The organism is uncultured Sphingomonas sp. (assembly GCF_964243315.1).
In the GTDB taxonomy this organism is placed as follows: Bacteria; Pseudomonadota; Alphaproteobacteria; order Sphingomonadales; family Sphingomonadaceae; genus Sphingomonas.
In genome coordinates this window covers 1-15,214 of sequence record NZ_CAXTEM010000063.1, presented here as the reverse complement: position 1 = coordinate 15,214, position 15,214 = coordinate 1, and the positions used below count along the sequence as shown (strand labels likewise).

Annotated in this window: 16 protein-coding genes and 1 pseudogene; 4 read left to right on the top strand and 13 right to left on the bottom strand. The window is 68.4% G+C overall.

Translation table 11 applies throughout. From position 1 onward, the window contains the following. A pseudogene (locus tag ACFE77_RS14050) lies at nt 1–484 on the bottom strand (response regulator); the annotation flags it as partial. A 244-nt stretch (nt 485–728) separates the two neighbouring features. Here ACFE77_RS14050 and ACFE77_RS14045 point away from each other — a divergent pair. From ACFE77_RS14045 to ACFE77_RS14035, 3 genes are all read left to right on the top strand, one after another. Continuing rightward, nucleotides 729–890: a NepR family anti-sigma factor gene (locus ACFE77_RS14045; RefSeq protein ID WP_375422273.1), complete on the top strand. Its 162-nt coding sequence runs from the start codon at nt 729–731 to the stop codon at nt 888–890. Between the two features lie 40 nt (nt 891–930). Beyond that, on the top strand, nt 931–2,487 hold the full coding sequence (locus ACFE77_RS14040; protein ID WP_375422272.1) for a sensor histidine kinase: 1,557 nt from the start codon (nt 931–933) through the stop codon (nt 2,485–2,487). Nucleotides 2,488–2,811: 324 nt separating this feature from the next. After that, on the top strand, nt 2,812–2,946 hold the full coding sequence (locus tag ACFE77_RS14035) for an entericidin EcnA/B family protein (protein ID WP_375422271.1): 135 nt from the start codon (nt 2,812–2,814) through the stop codon (nt 2,944–2,946). A 74-nt stretch (nt 2,947–3,020) separates the two neighbouring features. Here the strand turns inward: ACFE77_RS14035 and tatC are convergent, their stop codons facing one another. The 9 genes from tatC to ACFE77_RS13990 all read right to left on the bottom strand — a co-directional run bounded on the left by tatC (nt 3,021) and on the right by ACFE77_RS13990 (nt 10,079). Then, nucleotides 3,021–3,791, bottom strand: coding sequence for a twin-arginine translocase subunit TatC (gene tatC / locus ACFE77_RS14030; RefSeq protein WP_375422274.1), 771 nt, complete (start codon nt 3,789–3,791; stop codon nt 3,021–3,023). Between the two features lie 5 nt (nt 3,792–3,796). Further along, nucleotides 3,797–4,198, bottom strand: a complete 402-nt coding sequence (tatB, locus tag ACFE77_RS14025) for a Sec-independent protein translocase protein TatB (RefSeq protein WP_375422270.1) — start codon at nt 4,196–4,198, stop codon at nt 3,797–3,799. Between the two features lie 79 nt (nt 4,199–4,277). Next, nucleotides 4,278–4,517 carry a twin-arginine translocase TatA/TatE family subunit gene (locus ACFE77_RS14020; RefSeq protein ID WP_375422269.1) on the bottom strand — a complete coding sequence of 80 codons (240 nt, stop codon included), beginning with the start codon at nt 4,515–4,517 and terminating at the stop codon, nt 4,278–4,280. Between the two features lie 27 nt (nt 4,518–4,544). After that, nucleotides 4,545–5,132 (bottom strand): SMC-Scp complex subunit ScpB, encoded by a 588-nt coding sequence (gene scpB / locus ACFE77_RS14015; RefSeq protein WP_375422268.1) that lies wholly within the window; start codon nt 5,130–5,132, stop codon nt 4,545–4,547. Further along, the gene (locus ACFE77_RS14010) at nt 5,129–5,857 is read right to left on the bottom strand and encodes a segregation and condensation protein A (protein ID WP_375422267.1); all 729 of its coding nucleotides are present in this window, start codon (nt 5,855–5,857) and stop codon (nt 5,129–5,131) included. Before ACFE77_RS14010 ends, scpB begins: the two co-directional genes overlap by 4 nt. Continuing rightward, complete coding sequence (locus ACFE77_RS14005) at nt 5,854–6,855, bottom strand: glycoside hydrolase family 3 N-terminal domain-containing protein (RefSeq protein WP_375422266.1); 1,002 nt, start codon at nt 6,853–6,855, stop codon at nt 5,854–5,856. The genes ACFE77_RS14010 and ACFE77_RS14005 overlap by 4 nt, the downstream gene beginning before the upstream one ends. Before the next feature lie 55 nt (nt 6,856–6,910). Then, nucleotides 6,911–7,633, bottom strand: coding sequence for an SPOR domain-containing protein (locus tag ACFE77_RS14000; protein WP_375422265.1), 723 nt, complete (start codon nt 7,631–7,633; stop codon nt 6,911–6,913). Next, nucleotides 7,633–9,360 carry an arginine--tRNA ligase gene (gene argS, locus ACFE77_RS13995; RefSeq protein ID WP_375422264.1) on the bottom strand — a complete coding sequence of 576 codons (1,728 nt, stop codon included), beginning with the start codon at nt 9,358–9,360 and terminating at the stop codon, nt 7,633–7,635. The genes ACFE77_RS14000 and argS overlap by 1 nt, the downstream gene beginning before the upstream one ends. Before the next feature lie 62 nt (nt 9,361–9,422). Further along, on the bottom strand, nt 9,423–10,079 hold the full coding sequence (locus ACFE77_RS13990; RefSeq protein ID WP_375422263.1) for a DsbA family protein: 657 nt from the start codon (nt 10,077–10,079) through the stop codon (nt 9,423–9,425). 174 nt (nt 10,080–10,253) lie between these two features. On the opposite strand from ACFE77_RS13990, the gene ACFE77_RS13985 reads away from it, so the two are divergent. Continuing rightward, nucleotides 10,254–10,547 carry a hypothetical protein gene (locus tag ACFE77_RS13985; RefSeq protein WP_375422262.1) on the top strand — a complete coding sequence of 98 codons (294 nt, stop codon included), beginning with the start codon at nt 10,254–10,256 and terminating at the stop codon, nt 10,545–10,547. 178 nt (nt 10,548–10,725) lie between these two features. Here ACFE77_RS13985 and ACFE77_RS13980 read toward each other — a convergent pair whose 3' ends face one another. The 3 genes from ACFE77_RS13980 to ACFE77_RS13970 all read right to left on the bottom strand — a co-directional run. Continuing rightward, nucleotides 10,726–11,892, bottom strand: a complete 1,167-nt coding sequence (locus ACFE77_RS13980) for a deoxyguanosinetriphosphate triphosphohydrolase (protein ID WP_375422261.1) — start codon at nt 11,890–11,892, stop codon at nt 10,726–10,728. Continuing rightward, nucleotides 11,889–13,817 carry an SPOR domain-containing protein gene (locus ACFE77_RS13975; RefSeq protein WP_375422260.1) on the bottom strand — a complete coding sequence of 643 codons (1,929 nt, stop codon included), beginning with the start codon at nt 13,815–13,817 and terminating at the stop codon, nt 11,889–11,891. The genes ACFE77_RS13980 and ACFE77_RS13975 overlap by 4 nt, the downstream gene beginning before the upstream one ends. Nucleotides 13,818–14,312: 495 nt before the next feature. Next, the coding region (locus ACFE77_RS13970) for a cell division protein FtsZ (RefSeq protein ID WP_375422259.1) at nt 14,313–15,214 on the bottom strand (902 nt) is incomplete at its 5' end.

Here is a 15,214-nt window from a genome sequence, read left to right as displayed (position 1 = left end):
CGATCGTCTCGATGTCCATCGCGATGATCGGCTCGTCCTCGATGATCAGCACGCGGGCGCGGGTCTGCTTCTCGATCTCCGCCAGCGCCTCGGCGACCAGCGAGTCGACCTCGTCGGTATCGACCTCGATCAGATACGCCGCGTCTTCTGGCGTGAAGCCCTCCATCGCGGTGAGCAGCAGCGCCTGCCGCGACAGCGGCGTCATCCGCGCCAGCCGCGCGCGCGCCACCGCTTCGTTGCCGTCGATGTCGCTGGCAGAGGTCTCGTCCGCACCATTGGCATTGGCCGACGCCCAGATCCCCTGGAACATGCGGTACAGGCCCAGCCGCGGATCGACGTCGCGCGGGAATTCATCCGGCGCGGCGACGATCGCCTCGAGCGTGGCACGAACATATTTGTCGCCCTGGGTCTGGCTGCCGGTGAGTGCACGGCCGTAGCGCCGCAGGAATGGAAGATGCGGTGCGAGTTGCTGTCCAAGCGACATGGGTCGTGATCACTCCCTGAGATATAGATGTGCCCCGTCTGCGCGGCGGCCGGTCGCAGTGCAACGGTTACGTCGAAATAGCGGTTCCGCCCGGGAGGACGGAATTTTAGCACTCGAACGGAACCATCGAACGTCGATATGGTTTCACGGGCACCTTTATGCGACAGCCTAAGTTCATTGGGGCGTGGTCGCATGCGTTGCGTCGTTCGCCTGGACCGCCGGGCCACCAGGGGAAACGTTCGAATTGACCAGCAACAAGGACAGCAAGAAGGCACCGACCAAATCCCCCGCCAGGGTCCAAAGCAAGGACCGCGACATGGGTTCGGCGCTACGTTCTGCTTACCAGAAGACGATCGAGGAAGAAGTGCCGGACGAGATGCTCGACCTGTTGAGCAAGCTCGCCTAGCAACGCGATGAACGCGGATCTCGCCGCGCCTGGAACAACGATGAACAACCGGCCAGCGCACGGCCACCCGTCACGGCTGACGACGGGCGCCAAGCTATTCCTTATTCTCAGCGCTGCCCTGCTCCCGCTGGCCCTGATCGCAATTTTCGCGACGCTGCAGACGAGCCGTGTCGCCGACGAAGAAGCGCGGGCGCGGCTCCGCGTCGCCGCCGACGAAAGCGCGCGCGCGATCGCGATCGAGCTGATCGGTGACATGACCGCGCTGCGCGTCGCGGTGAACGCCCTCAGCGCGGATGCCGCCGACGCCCCGAGTTGTGCCCGAGCTCAGGGCGTCTTCGCGCAACAGGCCATCGATGGCGCGCGCTTTGCAGTGGTCGACCGGTCGGGTCGATTGCTATGCGGCGAAAGCTTCGCACTTCCGGTCGCCCTGCCGACCGATCAGGCCATCGCCGCGGCGATCGTGCCCCGCAGGGGGCTCGTCCTAGCGGTATCGGGCAAGCGCAACGGGCCCAGCGCGCGTGCCTTCTTCCCGCAGCGGTTTCTCGCCAGACTAGGCACCCCCACTAGTCGCGCGACCGGCTTCAGCAGCGCGATCGTGGTGCGCGATCAGGAACTGGTCCTTGGCACGATCGACAATGCCGGGCCGCTGGACCGGCTGGAGACCACCAGCGCCGATATCGGCATCGGCGACCTTGCCCTGCGCGCCAGCGTCCGCAGCGCGCCGATCACGTCGTCGCTGATCGTCGCGATGTTGCTGCCGCTGCTGATGTGGGCCGCCGCCGCCGGGATCGGCTGGTTCGTCGTCGATCGCCTGCTGATCCGCCCCCTCCGCCAGCTCCGCGCCAGCGTCGCCGCCTACGTTCCCGGCGAGTTGATCGATCCCGGCCAGGTCCGTGCGCTGCCCGCGCAGGAGATCCGCGAACTCGGCGACACCTTCCGCGCCATCAGCCGCACCGTCGCGCTCCACGAGGCGGGTCTCGCCGAGGGCCTGGTGCGCCAGACCAAGCTGACCCGCGAGGTCCACCACCGCGTGAAGAACAACCTTCAGGTGATCTCCAGCCTGATCAACTTCCACGCCCGCGCCGCGCCCAGCGCCGACGCGATCGCCGCCTATGCGTCGATCCAGCGCCGCGTTGATGCACTCGCCGTCGTCCACCGCAATCATTTCGCCGAGATGGAGGAGAATCGCGGGCTCAACCTGCGCGCGGTGATCGGCGAGCTGTCTTCCAACATCCGCGCCACCGCGCCCGAGGGCGCATCGAGCGTTTCGATCGCGCTGGACGTCGATCCGTTCCTTGTGACGCAGGATGTCGCGGTCGCGGTCGCCTTCCTGGTCACCGAGTCGATGGAACTCGCGATGAGCTGCGATCCGGCGGCGCAGATCCGCGTCGCGATCAAGCCGTCGGAGATCGAAAAGCGCGCGGTGCTCCGCGTCGTCTCGCGCGCCTTCGTCGAAAGCGAAGAACTGCGCACGCTGATCTCGACCCGCTATGGCCGCGTCATGGAAGGCCTCTCCCGCCAGCTCCGCTCGCCGCTCCACCATGATCCGCTGGTCGGCGCCTACGAGATCGCAGTAGCGGTGCTCGGACGCGACTAGGCGCCTCTATTGCCGCACCGCTATCCGAAGAAACGCTCCCCGCGATCGAAAACGCCGCACCGCGAAAAAACTTGCGCAGGCCTCGGAACCCAGCGCGACATCGGCGGTTATCATCTTCGGATCGCGACCTTATGCCCCCCCGCTCTCGCGATCCACGACATAGGCCCGAAGGCGTCCACCCTCCCCCCCCGGTGACGTTTTCGGGCCTTTAACTTATCTGGGCTCCATCGATCGACCGCGCTACGCCGATCCGCAAGCGGAACGATTATCCCGCCGGATCATTTTCGAACACGGCACTTTGCCCTGTTTTCGAAAGGATGGACCATGCGGAAATTTCTCGGAATGGCGCTCGTCGCCGGCGCGCTCCTGGTCAGCGGCTGCAACACCGTGGAAGGTATCGGCAAGGATGTCGGCTCCGCAGGCGATACCGTCGCCAAGACGGCCGACGACAGCAAGTAAGCTGGTCCGTCGTAGCAAGGGCCTTCCGCGACACCGCGGGAGGCCCTTGTTGCATCTGAACCCCTCCACCAGGGTCAGGCGTCGATCACTTCTTCCTTGGCGGCTTCGCGCGCCCGCTTTCGTTCGGTGAACCAGATCCCGATCAGCGCCATCTCGTAGAGAATCGTCAGCGGGATCGCGAGCAGCAGCTGCGACCCGATATCCGGGGGCGTCAGCACCGCGGCGATCGCGAACGCGCCGACGATCGCATAGCGACGTGCGGCGACGAGCTGCTGCCGGGTCACGATCCCCGCCCGTTCCAGCAGCATCAGCAGCACCGGCAATAGGAAGGCGATCCCGAAGCCGAACAGGAACTGCATGATGAACGACAGGTAATTGCCGATCGCGGGCAGTGCCTCGCGATTGACGCCGCCGACCACGCCCGAATAACCGAGCAGGAAATGCAGCGCCATCGGTACCGCGATGTAATAGGCCATCGCCGCGCCCATCGTGAACAGCACCGGGGTCGCGAGGATGAATGGCAGCAGCGCGCGCTTTTCCTTACGGTACAGCCCAGGCGCGACGAACTGCCACAGCTGGTTGGCGATGATCGGGAACGACAACATCATCGCCGCGAAGAACCCGACCTTCACCTGCACGAAAAAGGCTTCGAAGATCTGCGTGTAGATCACCGTCTTCTGGCCCGCATAGAGCAGCGGCTGGACCAGGAACGCGAAGATATCCTCCGCAAAATACATCGCGATCGCGAACGCGACCCCGATCGCGGCGATGCAGTAGAGCAACCGCCGGCGCAGCTCGATCAGATGATCGAGCAATGGTGCGCGGCTCTCGTCGATTTCGGTCATGTCGTTCATGACGGCGCCACGTCCGGCTTGGGGTGATCGGCGTGAGGCTCGTCGACCGGCACCGGATGCGCCTCGGCCTCCACCACCTGCGGGCGCTCGACCATCACCGCGGGCTGCGTCCCGTCATCGGGGGCCGTGGCCACCGGCTCCACGCTCGCGTCGCTGTCGCTCGCCGGATGCTCGCGCATGATCCGTTCGTTCTCGGCAGCCCAGCGCTTCTCCATTTCTTCGAGCTCGGCCTCGCGAACCATGCTGTCGAAGCCCTGGCGGAACTGCCGTGCGACGCCGCGCGCCTTGCCGACCCAGTAACCGACCACGCGGAGTGCCTTGGGCAGGTCCTTCGGCCCGATCACGATCAGCGCCACGAAGGCGACGAGCAACAGCTCGGACGGCGCGATGTCGAACATCAGCGACCGCCCTGCCGCGGCGCACGCCGCAACGGAAAGAATCTAGGCATCGCCCCGGGCCGCGATCGGAAGCGCAGGCTCAGCGATCGTCGCGGACGCGTTCGCCATCGCGATCGAATGCGGGATCGGCGGTCTTCTTCGCCTCGATCCGCCCCGCCGGCTTGCCGGTGACGTCGTCGTCCTGCTCGGCCATGCCCTTTTTGAAGTTCTTCACGCCCTTGGCGACGTCGCCCATCAGGCTCGAGAAGCGACCGCCACCAAGCAGCAGGATGGCGACGACGGCGAGGACGAGAAGGTGGATCGGGCTAAAACTGCCCATGGCGCGTCTCCTAAATATGCGACCTATCTAGGCGTCTTCGCCGGGACTTTCCACCTCCAAAGCCGGTCCGGCCGCTTCGTCGGCCAGATCGACCGGGTCCAGCATCCCCGCCGCGCGCAGATCGTCGATACCGGGCAGGTCGCGACGGCTCGCCAGCCCGAAATGGGTCAGGAACTCGGCGGTCGTCGCGAAGGTCAGCGGCCGGCCGGGCACCTCGCGCCGTCCCGCCGGCCGGATCCACCCCGCCTCGAGCAGCACGTCGAGCGTCCCGCGCGAGATCTGCACCCCGCGGATCGCCTCGATCTCGGCGCGGGTGACGGGCTCGTGATAGGCGATGATCGCCAGCGTCTCGATGCCCGCGCGGCTCAGCTTGCGCGGCTCGTGCCGGTCGCGGCGCAGCAGATGCGCCAGGTCGCCCGCGGTCTGGAACTGATAGCGGTCGCCCCGCCGCACCAGCTCGACGCCCCGCCCCGCATAAGCCGCGGTCAACGTCGCGATCGCGCCGCGAACCTCGCCCACCCCGACATGCGCGCGGATCGCATCGATCGTCAGCGGCTCCTCCGCCGCGAACAGCACCGCCTCCACCGCGCGGACCAGATCGTCGGGCGGTGTCACGGCAGCGCGCGCAGATAGAGCGGCGCGAACGCCTCTTGCTGGCGCAGCTCGATCCGCCCCTGTCGAGCCAGCTCCAGCGCCGCCACGAAGCTCGACGCCAGCGCCGACCGCCGCAACCGCCCTTCGGCCCCGGGCGGCAGGAAACTGCCGATCACACGCCAGTCGATCCGCTCGCCGACCATCGCCGACACCCGCTGGAGCGCGGCGTCGAGCGTCATCACCTCGCGATCGGCGACGACGTGCATCACCGGCCGCGTCCGCGCGCTGATCCTGCCGTAGGCCGCGATCAGGTCGTAGATCTCCGCCTGCCAATGCGCCGTACGCACCGTTCGCAGCCCCTCCGGCGCGCCCCGCACGAACACGTCGCGACCGACCCGATCACGCGCTATCAATCGCGCGCCGGCGTCGCGCATCGCATCGAGCCGCTCGAGCCGTCGTTGCAGGCGCAGCGCAAGCAGTTCGGGATCGGGATCTTCCGCCGGATCGCGGGGCAGCAGCAGCGCCGACTTGAGGTACGCCAGCCACGCCGCCATCACCAGATAGTCCGCCGCCAGATCGAGCCGAAGCGCCTCGGCGCGATCGATGAAGCCGAGATATTGTTCGACCAGCGCCAGGATCGATATCTGCCGCAGGTCGACCTTCTGCGACCGTGCCAGCGACAGCAGCAGGTCTAGCGGCCCTTCCCAGCCGTCGATCTCCAGCGTCAGCGTGTCGTCGTCGGTCACACCAGCGCCAGCAGCGCATCGCGTTTGGCGACCAGCTCCGCGAAGTCGCCCTCGGGCGTTCCGATCGTCGCCATCGCCCGATCGAGCCGCGCCCGCGACACCGGCGCGATCTCGCCGAGCCGACCCGCAATATCGACCATCTCGTTCATCCGCGCCCAGCAATCGAGCACCACGTCGCACCCCGCCGCGATCGCGCCCGCGGCCTTGTCGCCCGCGCTGCCCGACAGCGCCTTCATGTCGATATCGTCGGTCATCAGCAGCCCGTCGAACCCGATCCGCCCCCTGATCACCTCCTCGATCACCGTCGCGGACAGCGTCGCCGGCAGCGCGCGGTCCCACGCCTCGAAGACGATGTGCGACGTCATCCCCATCGGCGCGGCAGCGAGCGTGCGGAACGGCTCGATGTCGATCTCCAGCTCGGCGTCGCTCGCGGTCACGGTCGGCAGATGGTGGTGCGTATCGACGACCGCGCGGCCGTGCCCCGGCATGTGCTTGACCACGCCCACCACGCCGCCCGTGCGCAATCCGTCGATCGTCGCCCGGCCCATCGCCGCGACCCGCATGGGCTCGCTGCCATAGGCGCGGATCGTGATCGCCTCGGTGGTGTCGGGCTGGACGACGTCGAGCAACGGCAGGCAATCGACGTTGATCCCCACCTCCGACAGCATCAGCCCCAGCGCCTGCGCGTTCGCCGCCGCCGCCTGGATCGCGGACATCGGCGCGATGTCGTACAGCGCATCAAACGCCGGCCCCGCCGGAAACGCCGGCCAATGCGGCGGCTGCATCCGCGCCACCCGCCCGCCTTCCTGGTCGATCAGGATCGGAACGTCGTCACGCCCTGACAGCGCCCGCAACGAATCGGTCAGCGCGCGAAGCTGTGCACGATCCTCGACGTTGCGCTTGAACAAGATGTAACCGAGCGGATCCGCCTCGGCAAAGAACGCGCGCTCGTCGGCGGTGAGCGCAAGACCGGACAGGCCAAAGATGACGGGCTTCATGCCGCCCTGTTAGCCATTTCGCTCGCCGACGTCATGCGTCCGCGGCGATCGCCGCTCAACTCGCGATGAAACAGCTCTCGCCCGCCACGCGCAGCCGGCCGCAGATATCCGCCGCCTGGTTCGCGCTGCCCGCGTTCACCCGCAAGCGATAGAGCGTCTTGCCCCCGGTCGCGACCGGCTGGACCGACTGCCCCAGCGTCGACAGATACGCGAAGCGCTTGGAAAAGCGCGTCCACGCCGCGTTCGCCGCCGCCTCGCTCGGGAACGCGCCGAGCTGCACCACCGCGCCACCGCCCGACGATCCGGTCGCTGCAGGACGTGCGACCGTCACCGGCGCCGCCGCCACCAGCTTGCCGCCCGATTTCGGCACCTGCGCGACGGCGTTCCGGCCGCCGACCGGCGTCGGCTTCACCGCCGGCGCGATCCGCCGCCCCTCGACCGGACGCTCCGGCACCGCCTGGAGATCGATCGAGCCATTGCCCGACTTGCCCGCGCTGGTCGCGATTGCGGCGGCGCCTTCGCCGTCGACCTTCAGCCCGCCGGGCTCGTCGGGCTTGACCTTGTACGCGCCCGCGGGTGCCGCAATCAGTTCGCCATCGCTGTCGGCGGGGCGCTGTTGCAGGCGATAGATGCCGAAGATGATCGCGGCGAGCACCACCAGCCCGAGGATGACCGCGGCGACGACACGCCCGATCGACGGGCCGTCCTGCTCTTCCGGCTCGACGGTTTCGAGCCACGGCAGGCGATCGTCCTCGCGCAGGTCCATCTCATGGGCCATCAATTCATCTCCGCAACCGCCACCACCCCCATGATGGCGAGACCGTTACGGATAATCTGTCCGATCGCCGCCGCCAAGGCGAGACGCGCACGAGTCGCGTCCGCATCGTCGGGCACCAGGAAGCGGCGGTCCGGTCGATCGTTGCCGACGTTCCACAAGGCGTGGAAACCGGCCGCCAAGTCGTAGAGATAGAAGGCGATCCGGTGCGGCTCGCGCGCCAGCGCCGCGGTCTCGATAGTCCGCGGGAACTGCGCCGCCAGCTTCACCAGCGCGAGCTCTTCCGTATCAAGACGGGACAGATCGGCCGCACCCACTTCGATCCCGGCCTCCGCCGCGCGCCGGTGCAGCGACGCGATCCGCGCATGCGCATATTGGACGTAGAACACCGGATTGTCCTTCGACGCCTCGACCACCTTGGCGAAATCGAAGTCCATCTGCGCGTCCGACCGGCGCGTCAGCATCGTGAACCGCACCACGTCCTTGCCGACTTCGCGCACGACATCGGCGAGCGTCACGAAATTGCCCGACCGCTTCGACATCTTGACCGGCTCGCCGTCGCGCAGCAGCCGCACCATCTGCACCAGCTTGACGTCGAACCGCGTCTTGCCCCCGGTCAGCGCCGCCACCGCCGCGACGATCCGCTTCACCGTGCCGGCATGGTCCGCGCCCCAGATGTCGATCAGCTGGTCCGCGCTCTGGCTCTTCTGGTAATGATAGGCGAGATCGGCGCCGAAATACGTCCACTGCCCGTTCGACTTCTTGATCGGGCGATCCTGATCGTCGCCGAACTGCGAGGATCGGAATAGCGGCAGCTCGACCGGCTCCCAATCGTCCGCCGCCTCGCCCTTGGGTGCTTCGAGCACGCCGTCATAAACGAGATCGCGCGCGCGCAACTCCGCTTCCGCGGCCTCCGGCTTGCCCGCCGCCTGCAACTCGGCCTCCGACGCGAACAGGTCGTGGTGGATACCCAGCAGCGCCAGATCCTCGCGGATCATCACCAGCATCGCCGCGACCGCGCGGGTCCGGAACAGCACCAGCCACTCGCCCTCGGCCGCGCCGACGAACCGGTCGCCAAATTCTTTGGCAAGCTCCTGTCCGACCAGGACGAGATAATCACCCGGATACAGCCCCTCGGGGATCGCGCCGACATCTTCGCCCAGCGCCTCGCGATACCGCAGGTGCACCGACCGCGCGAGTGTATCGACCTGCCCGCCCGCGTCGTTGACATAATATTCCCGAATCACCTTGTGCCCGGCATATTCGAGCAGGCTGGCGAGCGCGTCCCCGACCACGGCACCGCGGCAATGCCCCATGTGCATCGGCCCCGTGGGATTGGCAGAGACATACTCGATGTTGACCGTGACGCCCGCGCCGCTGCTCGACCGCCCGTAATCGTCGCCCGCGGCGGCGATCGCCTCCAGCTCGCCCCGCCAGCTCGCGTCCGCCAGCCGCATGTTGATGAAGCCCGGCCCTGCGACCGAGACCTCCGCGACCTCGTCCAGAGCGCCGAGCTGCGCGACCAGCGCCTCGGCCAACGCCCGCGGATTGGTGCGCGCGGGCTTGGCGAGCACCATCGCGGCGTTGGTCGCGAGATCGCCATGGCTGGCGTCGCGCGGCGGCTCGACCGTGACGTTGCGGCGGTCGAGCCCCTCGGGCAGCGTCCCGGCGGCGACGAGGTGATCGAGCGCCGCATCCAGATGCGCGGCAAAGCGGGTATAAAGCGTCATGTTGGTCGTCCGAATGGCAAGCCGCGCGCTCTAGCCCAAGCGCCGGTTCCACTCAAACGGCATCACTCACGTGCCGCGGCGGCGCGACCGTCGGCGAACAGCTTCGCGAAACCCGCCTCGTCGCGTCCCCCCACCGCGAGGATCGGCCCGGCCAGATAGCTCGGCGTGCCGGTGATGCCGATCGCCGCCGCCTGCTCGCGCGTGATCGCGAGTTGCGCCTCGATCGCAGCGGCATGCACTCGGCGATCGCGCTGCAGCAACGCCCAATCGCCGCCCGCCGCTTCCACCGCCGCGCGGAGCACCGCATCGTCGAGCGGCCTGCGCTCCGCCATCAGCCAACGATGGAGCGCCGCATAGATGCCCTGCCGATCCGCCGCGACCGCCACCCGCGCCGCATTCTCCGCGACCGGCCCGAAAATCGGGAAGTCGCGATACACCGTCCGCACATGCCCATCGCGTGCGATCGCCGCCGCCATAGCCGGGTCCGTCGCCCGACAAGCCGGGCAGAGATAATCGGTGAACACCACCAGCGTCAGCGTCGGCGCCGCAACCTCGACACGGGGTGCAGTTCGGTCCCGCAGCGCCGCCTGCACCGCGGCACGATCGCCGACATCGCTGCCGGCCGGACGGGCGCGACCGACTACCTGCCCGACGCCCCAGCCCAGCACCACGACCAGCAGCAGCACCAGCAATCGTCGTATCGATACGCCTTCCGGCATCGCCACGCCTCCCGGGGAGCCACAACTCGTGACCCGGGCTCGTCTATCGTGTCGGCATGCTCTTGCGTCAAACGCATCCAGACGAGATAGGTTTGCATTTGCAACCTATGCTGCATCGCAATAGTCGTTACGCAGGATCAACGGGCTTCGGCTCACCAGCAAGCGGAGATCATCATGCGCAAGACCTTCACCATCGTCGCCGCAGTTGCTGCCGCGCTCACCTCGACCATCGGCATGGCCGCCGAGAACACGCAGCGCTTCACGCATGACGGCATGACCTACGTCTACACGTCGAAGCAGGACGGCAAGCGCCAGGTCATCGACGGCCGCCGCTTCCCCTCGGGCTCGGCCTTCCACCTCGTCGTCCGCGACAACCGCGTGTCGGGCATGTCGGGCGGCGTTCCCGTCGAGTTCCCGCTCGCCGACGCCCACGGCGCGCAGGGCGCGGTGGAAGTCGCCACGCGCTAAGCTGGCCGTCCTCGTCCGTCGGACGGGACAGCCAACGACTTAGACGGTCACCCGTCCACCATGTGTCCCCGCGAAGGCGGGGACCCAGTACTGGGCTCCCGCCTTCGCGGGAGCACACTTTCCGGTGCGCTTCGTCAGTCAGCCATATCGACCTGTTCAACCGGAGCGCACCCGCCCCTCAAAACCCCTCGGGCAAGTCGATCGGCCCGACCAGCTCCCGGTAGCGCGAGATCGCGTACCGGTCGGTCATCCCCGCGATGAAGTCCGCGATGTGCCGATCGCGCGCGGGCTCCCCCTCGGGCATTTGCTCGCGCCACTCGCCCGACATCGCGCAAGGCTCCGCGCGATAGGCCGCGAACAGCCCGGTGACGATGCCGTGCGCCGCCGCCGCCGCCGCCAACTGGTGCGGATGATGATAGAGATTGGCGTACATGAAGCGCTTGAGATCGCGCTCCTCCTCGCGCAGGTGCGCCGAGAACCCCGCTAGCGCCATTCCTGCCGCCCGTACGTCGTCGGCGCTGCCCACCCCCGCCGCGAGCACGCGCGCGCGCGTCTCCTCGATCAGGTCGTTGACCATATAGCCGATCTGCCCGCGGACCAGCTCGCCCGACAACCGACGCTCCGCGACATCGGGAAACCGCGCCCGTGCCGCCGCCCAGTTGCGCGCGACCACCGGCACCGCCATCAACTGCTCCATCGTCAGCAGCCCAGCCCGCAAACCGTCGTCGATGTCGTGATTGTCGTACGCGATGTCGTCCGCGATCGCCGCGACCTGCGCCTCCAGGCTCGGCCAGCTGGTCAGCGCCAGCGGGAACAGCGCGTCGGCCTCCGCCAGCGCCCAGCCGGGGTGGCGCACCGGTCCGTTATGCTTGGCGAGCCCCTCGAGCGTCTCCCAAGTCAGGTTGAGCCCGTCCCAGCGCGGATAGGGCCGCTCGATCGCAGTCAGCGCCCGCAGCGTGTGGCCATTGTGGTCGAACCCGCCCGCTCCCGCCAACGCCGCCTTCAGCGCATCCTCGCCCGCATGTCCGAACGGCGGATGCCCGATATCGTGCGCGAGACACAGCGCCTCGGTAAGGTCCTCGTTGAGCCCGAGCACCCGCGCGATCGTCCGCCCGATCTGCGCGACCTCCAGGCTATGCGTCAGCCGCACCCGGAAATGGTCGCCGTCGGGCGCCATGAAGACCTGCGTCTTGTGGCGCAGTCGCCGAAAGCTGATCGAATGGATGATCCGGTCGCGGTCGCGCTGGAACGCATCGCGCGGGCCGCGCTCGGACCCGCTTTGTTCCTCGTGAAGCCGTCCTTTGCTGCGCGCCGGGTCCGAAGCCCAGGGCGCGCGGGCGCTCACTTGCCCGGCAGCCTCGTCACGGCCTGACCCTGGTCGCTTTCGAAGGTGAAGGCGGAAACACCCTTCTTGCCGAGTTGATTGACGAAGCCGCGCGCCTCGGCATCGGTCTTGAACGGGCCTGCTAGCACGCGGTTGGTGGCGCGTAGCGGCGTCGTCCACGCCTGCTTGCCCGCGAACACCGCCGGCGCCTTCGCCTTCACCGACGACCAAGCCTTGGCGAGATCGCCCTCGTTGGCGCCGCCAGCGACCTGCACCCAGATCCGTGGCGGGTTGGCACGCGCCGCCTTCTTCGCCGCTGCCGCCTCCTTCGCCTCGGCCGCTGCCTTTGCGTCTGCCAGCTTCTTGGCCGCGAGCGCCTTCTTGTCGGTGACCGCCTTCCGGTCGGCCAGCTTCTTGTCCGCTACCCGTTTTTCCGCGAGCTTGACCTCCGCCGCCCGCTTCTCCGCGAGCGCCTTCTCCGCGACCACCTGCGCGGCCACGTCGCGGGCTTCCTTCGCCCGTGCCTCCGCGACAACCTGCGCGGCGCTGACCGGCGGCGGGGTCTTGCGGGGCGGAGTAGCGGGGATGAACGGCGCGACGTCGAGTTCCGACGCGGGGATCGACAGACCGGCGATGATCCGCGCCAGGATCGAATCCTCGCTGGTCCGCAGCGCCTTCGCAGCAGTGATCGACGTGGCCGCCAGGGTCGTCGGCGCGGGCGCCGCCGCGCTCGTAGCAGCGAACGTCGCGGGCGCCGTTGGCGTGACGACGGTCGGAGCGGAGGCGGTGACCACCGCAGCCGCCGTCGGCACGGTCGGTCGGGGTTGGGGCGCCGCCGTCGTCGGCACTGACGGCGCGGGCGAAGGCTGGACCGTCGCGACTGGCGTCGACGGAACCGCACGCGGTGTGGGCACCACGGCGCGCGGCTGCACGCTGGCAACCTGCGTCGGCGTCGCGATCCGCGGCGGCGGGGAAGCAGCGGGCGTCGGCTGCACCGTCGCAGCGCTCGGCGGCGCGGCGGCGACCGTCGTCGGCGCTGCCGCAACGACGGCAGACGGCCGGTTCCGCCCGCGCGACGCCGTGTTGACCTTCGGCACCGGTGCGGTCTGCGCGACCGCGACGCGCGTCAGCGTGCCCGGCTCGGGTGCCAGCGGGGTCAGCCGCGGTGCCATGCCGCGGTCCACGATCCGCTCGGGCGTGGTGTGCACCTCGCCGAAATGCACTGCAAACGCGCGGTCGATGGCGGGCAACGTCGGCAGTCGGTCGAAGAACGGCTGCAGTCCCTGCGCCATCCCCGACGGCAGCGTCGTCGTCGCGATCCGCGTCGCTTCCGGCCCCTTGCCGTTCATCGCCAGCACGAAGGCGCGCGCGCGCCAGGCGCCGCGATCCTGCTTACGGAGCAGCGGATCAATCACCCCCAGCGCCTGCGCCTCGCGCCCCGAGATGCCGAGCGACAAGGCATAACGACGCGCCGCCTCGTCGCGATCGGCCTGATCGCCATATTGGCTCTTCAGCGCCATCCGATATTCGCGCTGAGCCCGCTCCTGCTCGCCGATCAGGTCATAGGCGAGCCCGCGATCCGACGCGATCCGCTGCGGATCGATCCCATAGCTGTCCGCGAGGGCGAAATACCGCAGCGCTTCGCCCGGTCTCTCCGACCGCACCAGGATCGACCCCATCCCGCCCTTCACGCGCGCCTGACGGCCGTTGATCTTGTCGGCCCGCGCGAACAGCGCCGCCGCCGCGCTGAGGTCGTCCAGCTCCAGCGACAATTCGCCCGCCGCGATCAACGCATTGAGATCGTTGGGATTAGCCCCAAGCGCCCGCATCCGGTCGGCCAGCCGGTCCCCCGCCGTCGTGCCCGGCAACGGCTGCACGACCGCCTGCGCCAGCAGCGGCTGGTGGAGGGTGGCAGCAGCAAGGAAAAGGAAAATGGAGGCACGCATCAGACTGCGATCCCTAGAGCGCAACGACGATCATCGGCAATGCCCCACAACGCACACCGCGCCGGACGGGCCTTTGCCGACGATGAAATCAGGGTGGGGGTGAGAGTGGACAGTCGGGATCGGCATCTACGCCGGTGTCTGGAGCTGGGCCACCACCCCCTCCTGACACCACCCCGGCGAAGGCCGGGGCCCAGGTAGACAGGCCTCTGTAAAGCCGGATGCACGTCGTTACCTTCTATCCCCTACTGGGCCCCGGCCTTCGCCGGGGTGGTGCAGCAAGGTGATGCACGAAGGCGAAGCTACTTGGTGCTCCCACGATCGCGTGACCGCTGCGGAACACCTTCCTGTTCTCCCGCGAAAGCGGGAGCCCAGGGCCCCGAGAGAAGCAGCGACTTGTCTTGCTTGGCCCTGGGTCCCCGCCTGCGCGGGGACACGGCTGCGCAGATGACGATCGGATCGCGAAGGTGTCGCTGCCAAGCGACCCCTAACCCAACCCTACTGGTTGTTCTGCCGATGCAAGAACCGCGGGATATCCAGCGGCTCCTTCGCATCGTCCTCGGCATCGTCGCGCGATGCGCCACGTGCCGCGTTCGACATGCGCTCGAACAAGGTGCCGCCGAGCTTGACGCGCGGCTGCGCAGCAGGCTCGGCTTCGGCGGCCGGAACCTCGTTGCCGGGGCTCAGCCAGCGACGGCGACCCGCGCCCTCTTCACCCGCGGGCAGCGCCGCCGGGCTTGCCTTGCCGAACGGCTCGTCCGCGAAGGTACGCGGCGGCTGCGACACGATCGTCTCGGCGCCGAGCACCAGTTCCTCGTTCGATGCGTCGGCGGCCTGCGGAGCGGCATCGGACTCGATCGCGTCACCCGCGGTCAGGTCCAAAGGCTCCTCGGCAACGGCAGCCGTAGCGACAGGTTGGGGTGCCGGCTCGGCGGGAGCCGCTACCGGCGCAGCGACCGGTGCGGTCGCTTCGGTCGGCCGGAACGACACCGGCTCGTCGGTCTTGCGGCCCATGCCGAAGCTGAAGCTGCGCGACGTCTCCGGCGCCGGAATCGGCGTGCTCGCGCGCGCGTCGGCATCGATGCCGGTCGCCACGACCGATACGCGGATCTTGCCCTCAAGCTCGGGGTTGAACGCCGAACCCCAGATGATGTTGGCATCGGGATCGACCAGATCGCGAATGTGGTTCGCGGCCTCGTCGACTTCGAGCAGGCGCATGTCGTCGCCGCCGGTGATCGAGATGATCACGCCCTTCGCGCCTTGCATCGACACGCCGTCGAGAAGCGGGTTGGCGATCGCCTTCTGCGCGGCTTCCAGCGCGCGGTTGTCGCCGCTCGCCTCGCCGGTGCCCATCATCGCCTTGCCCATTTCCTGCATCACCGAACGGACGTCGGCGAAGT

Bases quoted from the DNA above. Each gene is read 5' to 3' on its own strand.
- ACFE77_RS14040 (WP_375422272.1), top strand. From the start codon at position 931: ATGAACAACCGGCCAGCGCACGGCCACCCGTCACGGCTGACGACGGGC.
- tatC (WP_375422274.1), bottom strand. From the start codon at position 3,791: ATGACCGAAATCGACGAGAGCCGCGCACCATTGCTCGATCATCTGATC.
- ACFE77_RS14020 (WP_375422269.1), bottom strand. From the start codon at position 4,517: ATGGGCAGTTTTAGCCCGATCCACCTTCTCGTCCTCGCCGTCGTCGCC.
- ACFE77_RS14000 (WP_375422265.1), bottom strand. From the start codon at position 7,633: ATGGCCCATGAGATGGACCTGCGCGAGGACGATCGCCTGCCGTGGCTC.
- ACFE77_RS13985 (WP_375422262.1), top strand. From the start codon at position 10,254: ATGCGCAAGACCTTCACCATCGTCGCCGCAGTTGCTGCCGCGCTCACC.
- ACFE77_RS13990 (WP_375422263.1), bottom strand. From the start codon at position 10,079: ATGCCGGAAGGCGTATCGATACGACGATTGCTGGTGCTGCTGCTGGTC.
- ACFE77_RS14035 (WP_375422271.1), top strand. From the start codon at position 2,812: ATGCGGAAATTTCTCGGAATGGCGCTCGTCGCCGGCGCGCTCCTGGTC.
- argS (WP_375422264.1), bottom strand. From the start codon at position 9,360: ATGACGCTTTATACCCGCTTTGCCGCGCATCTGGATGCGGCGCTCGAT.
- ACFE77_RS14005 (WP_375422266.1), bottom strand. From the start codon at position 6,855: ATGAAGCCCGTCATCTTTGGCCTGTCCGGTCTTGCGCTCACCGCCGAC.
- tatB (WP_375422270.1), bottom strand. From the start codon at position 4,198: ATGTTCGACATCGCGCCGTCCGAGCTGTTGCTCGTCGCCTTCGTGGCG.
- ACFE77_RS13975 (WP_375422260.1), bottom strand. From the start codon at position 13,817: ATGCGTGCCTCCATTTTCCTTTTCCTTGCTGCTGCCACCCTCCACCAG.